Here is an 11,311-nt window from a genome sequence, read left to right on the forward strand (position 1 = left end):
AGTCAACGTAGGCGGGTGCGGAGGGCGGATTTGCGGATCTTGCCGGTGGAGGTGCGCGGCAGCGTGTCCGCGTACTCGATGCGGCGTGGGGTCTTGAAGCCCGCCAGGCGGGCCCGGCAGGCGGCTATCAGGGCGTCCTCGCTCGGCGGGGTTCCGTCGGGGACGATCACCGCGCAGACCGTCTGGCCCCAGCGCGGGTCCGGCAGGCCGATCACGGCGACCTGGCCGACGCCCGGGACCGTCCGCAGGACGTCCTCGACCTCGCGCGAGGAGACGTTCTCGCCGCCGGTGATGATCACGTCCTTGAGGCGGTCGACCAGGTAGAGGTAGCCGTCCTCGTCGATGCGGCCCGCGTCGCCGGTGCGGAACCAGCCCTCGGTGAACGCCTCCGCCGTCGCGTCCGGATCGTCCCAGTAGCCGGTCGTGACCTGCGGGCCGCGGACGGCGACCTCGCCGAGCGCGCCGGACGGAAGGAGCGTTCCGGCCTCGTCCAGCACCGCGATCTCGACGTTCTCGGCGGGACATCCGGCCGAGGCCGCCAGTTCGGGGCGTCCGGCGATGGCGGCGCGATGGTCGTCCGGGGAGAGGAAGGTCGCGTTGCCGGACAGTTCGGTCATACCGAAGCCCTGGTTGAAGTCGCAGCCGAGGACGTCGATGGCGCGGCGCAGCAGCGGGACCGGCATCGGCGCCGACCCGTAGGAGATCACGCGGAGGGCGTCCAGTCCCGCCGGGTTGTCGCGCAGGTACGCGAGCAGGTCTTCGAGCATCGTGGGGGCCAGCGACAGGGTCGTCACGCCGTGCCCGCGCGCCGCCTCGACCAGCGCGGCCGGCGTGAACCGGCGCAGCACCACGGCATGCCGCCGGAACAGGTGGTGCAGCATGACCTGATATCCGGCCACATGGCACAGCGGGAACGGCGTGCAGAACACGTCGCCCGGCCGCACGGGACGGCCGGACGCGGAGGCGTCGAGGCCCGCGAGCAGGTTCTCGTGCGTGAGCCGCACACCCTTCGGACGTCCGGTCGTGCCGCTGGTGAACAGCAGCCACGCGACGTCTTTCGGGTCCGTCTCGGAAGGCGACGCCGGGCCGTCCCACGGCAGGTCGGTGACGGCGATCAGCGGCGGGTGGTCCGGCGGCAGATCACCGTCGGCGGCGAGGCGGTCGAGGAGGTCCGGCTCGCCGAGAACGAGTTCGGCGCCGCTGCGGGCGATCTGGTCCGCCCATTCCCGCGGATGCAGCCGCTGGTTGAGCGGCACCAAGATCCGGCCGTCGCGCGGAACCCCGTAGTAGGCGGCCACGTACTCAGGGCGGTTGTGCGCCAGCAGCGCAACCCGCGCGCCACGCGAGCAACTCGCCGACAGGTAGGTGCTCAGCGCGTCCGCCCGCGCGCGCAGTTCCCGGAACGTCCACGTCGTGTCGTCCACCGACAGGGCCGGAGCGTCGGGCGCGTCCACCGCCGCGGCGTCGAGCACATCGTGCAGCCGTCGCATCACATTCCTCGCCATCCCGGCGAATGTACCGAGGGTCCACCGAGGCGGCGGCTGCGATACCGCTGGGTGGACGGAGAAAGGGCGCCCCCGCCGCAGCGGGGACGCCCTTCCGGTGAAGCGATCAGGCGGTTTCGAGGTCCGCCGTCAGGTTGCGGACCGCGTTCGGGTCCACCGGGATGCTCGGGCCCATCGACGTCGTCAGCGACGCCTTCTTCACGTACCGGCCCTTCGCGGCGGACGGCTTGAGCCGCTGGATCTCGTCGACCGCGGCCGCGTAGTTCTCCACCAGCTGGCGCTCGTCGAAGGACGCCTTGCCGATGATGAAGTGCAGGTTCGCGTGCCGGTCCACCCGGAACTCGATCTTGCCGCCCTTGATATCGGTCACGGCCTTCGCCACGTCCACGGTGACGGTGCCGGTCTTCGGGTTCGGCATCAGGCCGCGCGGGCCGAGCACCCGGCCGAGCCGGCCGACCTTGCCCATCTGGTCCGGCGTGGCGACCACCGCGTCGAAGTCCAGGAAGCCGCCCTGGATCCGCTCGATCATGTCGTCCGAGCCGACGATGTCGGCACCCGCCGCCTCGGCCTCCTGCGCCTTGGCGCCGACGGCGAAGACCAGCACGCGGGCGGTCTTACCGGTGCCGTGCGGCAGGTTGACGGTGCCGCGCACCATCTGGTCGGCCTTGCGCGGGTCGACGCCCAGTCGCAGCGCGACCTCGACGGTCGCGTCGAACTTGGTGACCGCGGTCTCCTTGGCCAGCTGCACGGCCTCGACCGGGCTGTACAGCCGCTCCCGGTCGATCTTCTCCGCGGCGGCGCGGTAGCCCTTGCTGCGCTTCATGTGCGTTCCTCCTGGAACTCGTGGTGCGGGCCAGCGCCGGCCCTTCCACAGGTGGGTGTTACTTGACGTCGATGCCCATCGAACGCGCGGTGCCGGCGACGATCTTCTCGGCGGCGTCCAGGTTCTTGGCGTTCAGGTCGGGCATCTTGGTCGTGGCGATCTCGCGGATCTGGTCCCGGGTCACCGAGCCGACCTTGGTCTTGTGCGGCTCGCCGCTGCCCTTGTCCACGCCCGCGGCCTTCAGGATGAGCTGCGCGGCCGGCGGCGTCTTGGTGACGAAGCTGAACGACCGGTCCTCGTAGATGGTGATCTCTACGGGGATGACGTTGCCGCGCTGGGACTCCGTGGCAGCGTTGTACTGCTTGCAGAAGTCCATGATGTTGACGCCGTGCGGACCGAGCGCCGTACCGACCGGCGGCGCCGGCGTAGCCTGCCCAGCCTGCAGCTGGACCTTCACCAACGCGGCGATTTTCTTCTTCGGAGGCATGTGAAACCCCTATGTCCCATTTATCGGTGGCTCCGACTCCCGGTCACCCGGGCAACACGACGGCTGGGACAGCATCCACCGTGTAGGAACCGCTTGAACCCGTCATCCCGCGCAGGCGGCACCGACGGCCGCAGGTTCGCCCAGCACTGTGCGAGTACTTAGCGAGGTTTTAGCAAGGGTGCCTGCGAGGCGCGGAGCATTGACGCTTCTACGCCGGGGATGACCCACCTAGCATACGGCCTCGTTGAAGCAGGTCGGTCAATCCGGAATCCGCCGGCCAGGCGCTGGCCGATGGTCCGCTCCGCGAGCGCCCCGTCCGGAAAGTGTTCGGGCCGTTCCCGAGTAGGGGGAACGGCCCGGACATGTGTGGTCTGGGTCAGATCTTGGAGACCTGGTTGAAGCTGAGTTCGACCGGGGTTTCGCGGCCGAAGATGGAGACCAGGACCTTGAGCTTCTGCTGTTCGGCGTTGATCTCGTTGACGGTCGCGGGGAGGGTGGCGAACGGGCCGTCCATGACGGTGACGGACTCGCCGACCTCGTAGTCGACGGCGGCCGGGGCCTTCGCCTCCGCCTTGGCGGTCTTGACGGCGCCTTCCTCGGGCTCGGGGGCCAGGAGGTTGGCGACCTCGTCCAGGCTCAGCGGGGACGGCTTGTTCAGCAGGCCCACGAAGCCGGTGACGCCGGGGGTGTTGCGGACGGCGGCCCAGGACTCGTCGGTCAGCTCCATCCGGACGAGGATGTAGCCCGGCAGGACCTTCTCGTTGACCTTCTGCCGCTTGCCCTGCTTGATCTCGGTGACCTCGTGCTGCGGGACCTCGATCTGGAAGATGAAGTCCTCCATGTTGAGGGTCTGCGTGCGGGTCTCGATGTTGGTCTTGACCCTGTTCTCGTAGCCCGCGTAGGAGTGCACGACGTACCAGTCGCCCGGCTGGAGGCGGAGCTGCATCTTGAAGTCGGCGTAGGGGTCGACCGGCGGCGCGGCCTCCTCCTCGGCGTCCTCGTCCTCGTCCTCGTCCTCGACGGCCTCGGCCAGGTCGGCGGCGCCCTCCGCCGCGTCCGGCGCGGGGCCCTCGCCCTCGAGCTTCGTGTCCGCGGGCTCGGCGTCGCCGGCGGAGACGACCGCTTCGGCCGTCTCGTCGGCGGGCTGGGCCGCCTGGTCTGCCGCAGCAGCCGCAGCGGACTGGGCCTCTTCAACGGCCTCGTCGTAGGGCTGTGAGGGCTCGGACACGTTGACTCTTCTCTCGGTCTGCGGTGATGGACTTACCAGGGTACGGCGGGGCGCGCGGCCGCGCGGCGTCAGCCGAAGATGGCGTAGACGCCCTTCTGCAGGCCGTAGTCGAAGCCGGAGACGATCGCCACCATGATCAGCACGAACACCAGTGCCGCGGTCGTGTAGGTGACCAGCTCCCGCCGCGTGGGCCAGATGACCTTGCGCAGCTCGGCGATGACCTGGCGCACGAACAGCGCGGGCGAGGTCCGCCTGGAGGGGGACTTCTTCCTGCCCTTGCCTTCGTCCTTGGCCTCGGGCTCGTCGCGAGTCTCAGTCGCCATTTGCCGCCGTTCACCTCATAGGTCGTGATCCAACCACCATGTGGTTGCCGCGCGGTCCGTGCCGTGGCCCGTCACGGCGCCGCCGTGACGCGACCGGCACGGGTGCGCGCACCGCACCTCGCAGGGCAGGAGGGACTCGAACCCCCAACCGCCGGTTTTGGAGACCGGAGCTCTACCAATTGAGCCACTGCCCTTCATTCTCCGGCTAAGGAGAACACCCGGCCATGGGGCCGGGACGGTGCCGGGTCCCAGCTTACGGCCTCTCGTTGATGCCCGCGTGCGGACAGGCTCGTATACCGGTGACGCGTCACTTGGTGGGTGAGTCTACGTGCCGGAGGGCCCCGCGTCGAACCGATACCCACAGATCCTTCACCGGCCCGCGGGACCGGACCGTGGACCGGCGAGCGAACCGTCCTCCAGCCCCCACCCACCACCAGCCAATTGACGAGCTCCGCTCGCGCTCCCATATATGGCTCGGGTCACGAGAGGCGATCTGTAACGATGGGGGTATGAGCACTGACCGTCCTCGCATCTCCAAGCGCATCGCCGCGATATCCGAGTCCGCCACGCTGGCCGTCGACGCCAAGGCCAAGGCGCTGAAGGCGGCGGGCCGCCCGGTCATCGGGTTCGGCGCGGGCGAGCCCGACTTCCCCACGCCGGACTACATCGTCGAGGCCGCGGTGGCCGCCTGCGGGGTACCGCGCTTCCACAAGTACACGCCGGCGGGCGGGCTGCCCGAGCTGCGCACCGCCATCGCCGAGAAGACCGAGCGGGACTCCGGCTACAAGGTGGAGGCCAACCAGGTCCTCGTGACCAACGGCGGCAAGCAGGCGGTGTACGAGGCGTTCGCGGCGCTGCTCGACCCGGGCGACGAGGTGATCGTCCCGACGCCGTACTGGACGACCTACCCCGAGTCGATCAAGCTGGCGGGCGGCGTGCCCGTGGACGTCGTCGCCGACGAGACCACCGGCTACCAGGTGAGCGTCGAGCAGCTGGAGGCGGCCCGCACCGGCCGGACGAAGGTGCTGCTGTTCGTGTCGCCGTCCAACCCGACCGGCGCCGTGTACTCGCGGGACGAGATCGAGGCGATCGGACGCTGGGCCGACGAGCACGGCCTCTGGGTCGTCACCGACGAGATCTACGAGCACCTCGTGTACGGGGACGCCGAGTTCCACTCGATGCCCGTCGTGGTGCCGGAGCTGGCCGACCGGACGCTCGTCCTGAACGGCGTCGCGAAGACGTACGCGATGACGGGCTGGCGGGTGGGCTGGATGGTCGGCCCGGCGGACGTGGTCAAGGCCGCGCAGAACCTCCAGTCGCACGCGACGTCCAACGTGGCGAACGTGTCGCAGGCCGCCGCGCTCGCCGCGGTGACCGGCGACCTGTCGGCGGTGGCGGAGATGCGCAAGGCGTTCGACCGGCGCCGCCACACGATCGTGAAGATGCTGAACGAGATCCCGGGCGTGGTGTGCCCGGAGCCGGAGGGCGCGTTCTACGCCTACCCGTCGGTGAAGGCGCTGCTGGGCAAGGAGCTGCGCGGCAAGCGTCCGGAGACGTCGGTGGAGCTGGCGTCGCTGATCCTGGAGGAGGCCGAGGTCGCGCTGGTGCCCGGTGAGGCGTTCGGCACGCCCGGCTACTTCCGCCTCTCCTACGCACTGGGCGACGACGACCTCGTCGAGGGCGTGTCGCGCGTCGCGAAGCTGCTCGCCGAGGCGAGCTGACCCCCTGCAGGCATGAACCGGCCCCGGGCGCACACACGTGCCCGGGGCCGGTTTTCATGGGACGGGGCATGCCCGGCCCCGTCCCGGAATGCCCGGACGGGACGTCCCGCAGCGGCCCCTCTCCGCTGCGTTCCGCCCCGGCAGGGCGGGTCTAGGGGCGCACTCCTTCGGCGATGCGCATGAGCTGCTCCTTGGCCGATCCCTTGGCGGTCACGGTGACGCCGACGCCGGGCCGCGCCAGCCACGAGATCTGCCGCGCCGAGTCGGGACGGTCGCCGGTCAGCGCAGGTATACCGCGAACGGATGTGTGGCCGGGGACGCCCGGCGTCCCCATGAGGTCGCGCGGGCCGGTGAGCTTGCCGCCCTTCACCAGGGCGATCTCCACCCAGCCGGTCTTGCCGCGCCAGGCGCACGTCGTGGTCTCGCGTCCGGCGTCGTGGGCCGTGCGGCACGGGCCGGTGGCGGCCAGGCCGTCCGGGATGTAGCTGATCCAGCCCGGCAGCTTGCCGACCACGTCGTCCACGCCGGGCTTGCGGGAATCGGTGCCGCCGCCGGAGGACGGGTGCGCCTCCGGCTTCGACGAGGCTCCCGCCTCGGGCCTCCCCTCGGACGGCGGGGACGCGGGGAGGCCCGCGGCGGGAGGTCGCTCCGGCGGCCGGGACGCCGGGACGGTCGCGGTGGGACGGGCCGTCTCGGAGTTCCCGGCCGGTGCGGCCCGGAACGACTGATAGGTGGGTACGAGGGCGAGCGCGGCGACCGACACGGCGGCCGCGCCCGCGGCGGCGTGCATCCGGGCCCTCCGGCGCCGGTGCCGCCGCTTGACGTCCGTGACGAGCGACGGCGACGCGGACGTCCCGGCCACCTGCTCGGCCATGGCGTTCCGCAGTTCACTCTCCAGGTCCATCGCTCATCTCCCCAGTGGCGCCAGGTTCGTGTCGAGGCGCTCCCGGAGCCTGGCGAGCCCCCGGGACGCCTGGCTCTTGACCGTGCCGACCGAGCAGCCGAGCGCCTGCGCCGTCTCCGCCTCCGAGAGGTCCTCCCAGAAGCGCAGGACGAGCACCGCCCGCTGGCGCGGGCCGAGTCTGCGCAACTCGCCCATGAGCGTCCCCCTGAGCTCGACGGCGTGGTTCGGTGACGCGGCCGGCGTCTCCGGGAGCCGCGCCATGTGGATCTCCCGGAGCACCTTCCACCGGCGGGCACGGCTGATCACGAGGTTGACCAGGATCCGGCGGACGTAGGGCTCCGGATCGCTGCCCGCCTCCAGCCGCCCCCAGTGCCGGTAGGCCTTCTCCAGCGCGGTCTGCAGGATGTCCTCGGCGTCCTGCCGGGCCCCGCACATCAGTGCCGCGGTGCGCAGCAGGGCATCGCCGCGTGCCGCCACGAACTCCACGAACGACTCGTCGTCTCGACGCCCCACTGTGCTCCGTCCCGGCCGATGCGGTTCCGGTTCATACCGGGTGGACGGCCCCCGCGCCGAGGCCGTCCACCCGCGTTCTGGGTGTTACCGCCCCTGGCGCAGCGCGGTGGCCACGTCCTGCAGCCCGCCCGCGAGGACGGGGCTGCCGTTGACGAACAGCGAGTAGCCGCTCGGGTCGAACAGCAGCACGCCGCCGCCGTTCGGGCTCTGCCAGCCGGCGACGCCCGCGACGGTGACGGGGGTGCCGCCCTCGGGTAGCCGCAGCGCCCGCCGCAGCTGATTCTGCGTCATGCCGGCGGGCGTCTTCAGCGTTTCGACGGTGATCCACCGGCCGGCGTTGCCGGTCCACTTCTGGGTGACCGCGCAGACCCGCTGCTTGCGCAGGTCGGCGGAGCCCGGGACGGCGGACACGTAGCGCAGGCCCTTCGGCAGCATGACGGCCTTCTCGACCGCGCCGCCGACCGGCACGGCGGGCCGCAGCTTGCTGCAGTCGAGCTTGGGCAGGGCGGGCACGCCCGGCTTGGCGGGGACGCGCGCGGGCGGCTTGGTCGTGGGGACGCTCCGCTTCGAGTTCGCGGACGGCGCGCAGGTCGGCAGGTCGGCAGGGAGCTTGCCCTTCGCGTCCGGGGCCTTGACGCCGGGCAGGTCGGTCTTGGGCAGGTCCGCCTTCGGGAGGTCCTGGGCGGGGATGCCGGTCTCGGGCAGGTTCTTCGTGACGGGGTTCTGCTTGAGCTGCTGCTCGACCTGCTTCTTCGCGCCGGTCTCGGGCACCTTGACGTCCGGCAGGCCGGCCTTCGGCAGGTCGGTCTTGGCCGGGAGGCAGGTCGGGAGCGTCTTGGGCGCCGGGGCCGGCGCCTGGCGCGCGGCGGGCGGGGCCTGGACGCCGCTCGACTGGAGGCCGGCCTCGTGGTGGGTGCCGGTCATCGCCCAGGTGGCGCCGCCGCCGACGGCGACGGTCCCGACGGCGGACGCGGCGATCAAGGCGGCCTTCAGGGTGATCATGGTGTGTCCCTCTCTGCCCGGGTCGTTCTCGCGGGGGGTTGGCCCGTTTCTCTCTGGCGCCCCTCGTATACGCACGGTGGCCGGAAGGGGTTGCACGCGATTCCAAAGTTTTTTCTGAGGTGCCATGTGCGGGATGGCCGCCGCGTGTCATGCGAGGTAGTCCGGTGTGGTGATCCTGCGTGTACGGGGGTTCGACCGGGCCGATGATCCGGCAGCATTGGGTCATGGAGGCCAGTACCGTTTCACCTCGTCCGACCCAGGATCGTTCCGGGCCGGACCATGGCGAGCCCGCCCCCGCTGCGCGCGGCTCCGCCCGTCCGGACGTGGCCCTGCTCCCGAAGGCGCACCTGCATCTGCACTTCACCGGGTCGATGCGGCATTCGACGCTGGTGGAGCTCGCCGCCGTGCACGGCGTCCACCTGCCGGACGCGCTCGTCGAGGACTGGCCGCCGAAGCTGCACGCGACCGACGAACGCGGCTGGTTCCGGTTCCAGCGCCTGTACGACATCGCGCGCTCGGTGCTGCAAACGCCGGACGACCTGCGCCGCCTGCTGCGCGAGACCGCGGAGGACGAGGCGGCCGAGGGGTCGGGCTGGCTGGAGATCCAGGTCGACCCGAGCGGCTACGCGGCGAAGTTCGGCGGGCTGACACCGACCGTGGAACTCGTCCTGGACGCGGCGCGGGATGCGTCGGAGGCGTCCGGCGTCGGCATCGGCGTGGTGATCGCGGCTAACCGAACGCGGCATCCGCTGGACGCGAAGACCCTCGCGCGCCTCGCCGTCCGCTACACGGACAAGGGCGTGGTCGGGTTCGGGCTGTCCAACGACGAGCGGCGGGGCCGCGCCTACGACTTCGAGGGCGCGTTCCGGATCGCCAAGCGCGGCGGGCTCCTGTCGGACCCGCACGGCGGCGAGCTGCTCGGCCCGGCGAGCGTCCGGGAGTGCCTGGACACGCTGGACGCCGACCGGATCGGCCACGGCGTCCGCGCCGTGGAGGACCCGCGCCTGCTGGCGGCGATCGTCGACCGGGGCGTGACACTGGAGGTCTGCCCGGCATCGAACGTGGGCCTCGGCGTGGCGGCGACGGCGTCGGACGTCCCGGTCCGCCGCCTGTTCGAGGCGGGCGCATCGATCGCCCTGGGCGCCGACGACCCCCTCCTCTTCGGCTCCCGCCTCGCCCGCCAGTACGACCTGGCCCGCACCGACCACGGCTTCACCGACCCCGAACTGGCAGAACTGGCCCGCCAGTCGATCAGAGCCTCAGCCGCCCCCACCGACATCCGCAAACGCCTACTCGCGGGAGTCGACGCCTGGCTCGCGAACTAGCGTCGGAGCCGGCGGAGCGGTCGGCGGGCGACGGCCGCGAGCGAGCATGCGGGCGGCCGGCGTTCCGGATCGGCAGAGCGGTCGGTGAGACCCCGCGCCGCAAACGTCCATCGGCCGGCATAGTCGCCCAGCTCGGCGTTCTGCCATGCCGGCGGGCGGCTAGCGGCCGGGGGCTTGGGGGTGGTCGGGCTCCGCGCTGCGCAGGTTCTTCGCCCACTCGGCCGTCGCGTGGGGAAGGTCGGGGCCGGTGGGTGCGCCGAAGGCGGCCTGGACGTTGATCAGGAGGCCGGTCGCCAGGAAGCGGGTGATCTCCTCGGGTGGTTCGCCGGAAAGGGCGCTGATGACGCGCCACAGGCGGGCCCAGCGGACGGCGCCGAGCCTGCGGACGTCCTCGTCCCGGACGGCGATCGCGTAAATCTTGAGCTGGAGGCGCGGCAGCGTGGGCGCGTCCTGCGGCAGCCGGGCGCACGCCTCCGCCATCGCGGCCATCGCGTCGCCGCCGCGCAGGCCGCCGGCGGCGTCCCGCAGGACGTCCTCGAGGTCGTCGAAGCAGCGTTCGGCGGCGGCGAGGAACAGCGCGTGCTTGGACGGGAAGAGCCGGAACATGTAGGGCTGCGAGACGCCGACGCGCCGGGCGATCGTCCAGGTGGACGTGCCGTCGTAGCCGCCGTGGGCGAACTCCGCCATCGCGGCCCGGACCGCGAGCTCGCGGCGGTCCGCGGCGCTCATCCTCGGGCTCATGCCGTCCAAGCTAGTGGCCGGCCGCCCGCCACATGCCGCGGCGTTCGAGGTGGGCGGTCAGCAGCTCCCCGGTGCGCACGACGTGGCCGCGCATCTCGGTGCCGGCGGCGCGCGCGTCCCCGTCCCGCAGCGCCGCCAGGACCCGCGCGTGGTCGCGGACGGCGAGGGCGGGCCAGTCGTCCAGCCTCCCGTACAGCCCGCGCGGGACGTACCGGGCCGCCGTCGCGAGCGACCAGGTGAGCTTCGGCGAGTCCGCGGCCCGGTTGATCTCCCGGTGGAAGCGGTGGTCGTACTCCTCCATCAGATCGGGGCGCCGCGCGGCCATGGCACGTTCCAGCGCGTGGTGCAGGCCGTCCAGCTCCCCGAGGGTGCCGGCGCCGATGCGGGGCGCGGCGCGCGCGGTCAGCTCGGCGGCGATGCCCGCCTGCACCCAGAACAGGTCCTGGACGTCGCGTTTCGACAGCGGCGCGACGACGAACCCGCGGCGCGGCTCCAGCACGACGAAGCCCTCGCTGCGCAGCGACTTCAGCGCCTCCCGGACGGGCGTGACGCTGATGCCGAACTCCAGGGCCCGCCGTTCCAGTCGCAGGCTGCCCCTCATCCACCTCTGACCCTGCCGACGAAGAGGATAGCGTCGACCTCGGCGGTCGCCGCAGCGTCAACACCAACACCACACACCTCACATAGCCCCTCACACGCTCGCACGCCAACCGACACCACAACATCTCTCACTACACCC

At 71.7% G+C, this 11,311-nt stretch carries 12 protein-coding genes and 1 tRNA gene; 2 read left to right on the plus strand and 11 right to left on the minus strand.

The features are described 5' to 3' along the window. Positions 1-2: 2 nt before the first annotated feature. From HUX53_RS20645 to HUX53_RS20670, 6 genes are all read right to left on the minus strand, one after another. Entirely contained in the window at positions 3-1,505 is a 1,503-nt protein-coding gene (locus HUX53_RS20645) for a class I adenylate-forming enzyme family protein (protein WP_176404859.1), read from the minus strand. A gap of 106 nt (positions 1,506-1,611) precedes the next feature. Continuing rightward, positions 1,612-2,328 carry a 50S ribosomal protein L1 gene (gene rplA / locus HUX53_RS20650; RefSeq protein ID WP_176404860.1) on the minus strand — a complete coding sequence of 239 codons (717 nt, stop codon included), beginning with the start codon at positions 2,326-2,328 and terminating at the stop codon, positions 1,612-1,614. A gap of 58 nt (positions 2,329-2,386) precedes the next feature. After that, positions 2,387-2,815 (minus strand): 50S ribosomal protein L11, encoded by a 429-nt coding sequence (gene rplK / locus HUX53_RS20655; protein WP_176404861.1) that lies wholly within the window; start codon positions 2,813-2,815, stop codon positions 2,387-2,389. Positions 2,816-3,191: 376 nt separating this feature from the next. After that, entirely contained in the window at positions 3,192-4,043 is an 852-nt protein-coding gene (nusG, locus tag HUX53_RS20660) for a transcription termination/antitermination protein NusG (RefSeq protein ID WP_176404862.1), read from the minus strand. A gap of 68 nt (positions 4,044-4,111) precedes the next feature. Next, positions 4,112-4,366 (minus strand): preprotein translocase subunit SecE, encoded by a 255-nt coding sequence (secE, locus tag HUX53_RS20665; RefSeq protein ID WP_176404863.1) that lies wholly within the window; start codon positions 4,364-4,366, stop codon positions 4,112-4,114. Between the two features lie 121 nt (positions 4,367-4,487). Next, positions 4,488-4,560 (minus strand) — tRNA-Trp (locus HUX53_RS20670). A 315-nt stretch (positions 4,561-4,875) separates the two neighbouring features. On the opposite strand from HUX53_RS20670, the gene HUX53_RS20675 reads away from it, so the two are divergent. Then, entirely contained in the window at positions 4,876-6,087 is a 1,212-nt protein-coding gene (locus tag HUX53_RS20675) for a pyridoxal phosphate-dependent aminotransferase (protein WP_176404864.1), read from the plus strand. 151 nt (positions 6,088-6,238) lie between these two features. Here the strand turns inward: HUX53_RS20675 and HUX53_RS20680 are convergent, their stop codons facing one another. The 3 genes from HUX53_RS20680 to HUX53_RS20690 form a co-directional block, all read right to left on the minus strand. After that, positions 6,239-6,991 carry a hypothetical protein gene (locus tag HUX53_RS20680; protein ID WP_176404865.1) on the minus strand — a complete coding sequence of 251 codons (753 nt, stop codon included), beginning with the start codon at positions 6,989-6,991 and terminating at the stop codon, positions 6,239-6,241. 3 nt (positions 6,992-6,994) lie between these two features. After that, positions 6,995-7,504: a SigE family RNA polymerase sigma factor gene (locus HUX53_RS20685; protein ID WP_176404866.1), complete on the minus strand. Its 510-nt coding sequence runs from the start codon at positions 7,502-7,504 to the stop codon at positions 6,995-6,997. Between the two features lie 84 nt (positions 7,505-7,588). Continuing rightward, positions 7,589-8,506, minus strand: a complete 918-nt coding sequence (locus HUX53_RS20690) for a hypothetical protein (RefSeq protein WP_176404867.1) — start codon at positions 8,504-8,506, stop codon at positions 7,589-7,591. A gap of 323 nt (positions 8,507-8,829) precedes the next feature. Between HUX53_RS20690 and HUX53_RS20695 the strand changes: the two genes are divergently transcribed. Next, positions 8,830-9,831: an adenosine deaminase gene (locus tag HUX53_RS20695; RefSeq protein WP_309237340.1), complete on the plus strand. Its 1,002-nt coding sequence runs from the start codon at positions 8,830-8,832 to the stop codon at positions 9,829-9,831. A 159-nt stretch (positions 9,832-9,990) separates the two neighbouring features. Here the strand turns inward: HUX53_RS20695 and HUX53_RS20700 are convergent, their stop codons facing one another. Together HUX53_RS20700 and HUX53_RS20705 are read right to left on the minus strand one after the other, a co-directional pair. Then, on the minus strand, positions 9,991-10,572 hold the full coding sequence (locus HUX53_RS20700; protein WP_217919675.1) for a TetR/AcrR family transcriptional regulator: 582 nt from the start codon (positions 10,570-10,572) through the stop codon (positions 9,991-9,993). Positions 10,573-10,582: 10 nt separating this feature from the next. After that, complete coding sequence (locus tag HUX53_RS20705) at positions 10,583-11,173, minus strand: GntR family transcriptional regulator (protein ID WP_176404869.1); 591 nt, start codon at positions 11,171-11,173, stop codon at positions 10,583-10,585. Positions 11,174-11,311: the final 138 nt, after the last annotated feature.

The sequence above is a fragment of the Actinomadura sp. BRA 177 genome (genome assembly GCF_013372625.1).
In the GTDB taxonomy this organism is placed as follows: Bacteria; Actinomycetota; Actinomycetes; order Streptosporangiales; family Streptosporangiaceae; genus Spirillospora.

Bases quoted from the DNA above. Each gene is read 5' to 3' on its own strand.
- HUX53_RS20645 (WP_176404859.1), bottom strand. From the start codon at position 1,505: ATGGCGAGGAATGTGATGCGACGGCTGCACGATGTGCTCGACGCCGCG.
- rplA (WP_176404860.1), bottom strand. From the start codon at position 2,328: ATGAAGCGCAGCAAGGGCTACCGCGCCGCCGCGGAGAAGATCGACCGG.
- rplK (WP_176404861.1), bottom strand. From the start codon at position 2,815: ATGCCTCCGAAGAAGAAAATCGCCGCGTTGGTGAAGGTCCAGCTGCAG.
- secE (WP_176404863.1), bottom strand. From the start codon at position 4,366: ATGGCGACTGAGACTCGCGACGAGCCCGAGGCCAAGGACGAAGGCAAG.
- HUX53_RS20675 (WP_176404864.1), top strand. From the start codon at position 4,876: ATGAGCACTGACCGTCCTCGCATCTCCAAGCGCATCGCCGCGATATCC.
- HUX53_RS20680 (WP_176404865.1), bottom strand. From the start codon at position 6,991: ATGGACCTGGAGAGTGAACTGCGGAACGCCATGGCCGAGCAGGTGGCC.
- HUX53_RS20690 (WP_176404867.1), bottom strand. From the start codon at position 8,506: ATGATCACCCTGAAGGCCGCCTTGATCGCCGCGTCCGCCGTCGGGACC.
- HUX53_RS20700 (WP_217919675.1), bottom strand. From the start codon at position 10,572: ATGAGCCCGAGGATGAGCGCCGCGGACCGCCGCGAGCTCGCGGTCCGG.
- HUX53_RS20705 (WP_176404869.1), bottom strand. From the start codon at position 11,173: ATGAGGGGCAGCCTGCGACTGGAACGGCGGGCCCTGGAGTTCGGCATC.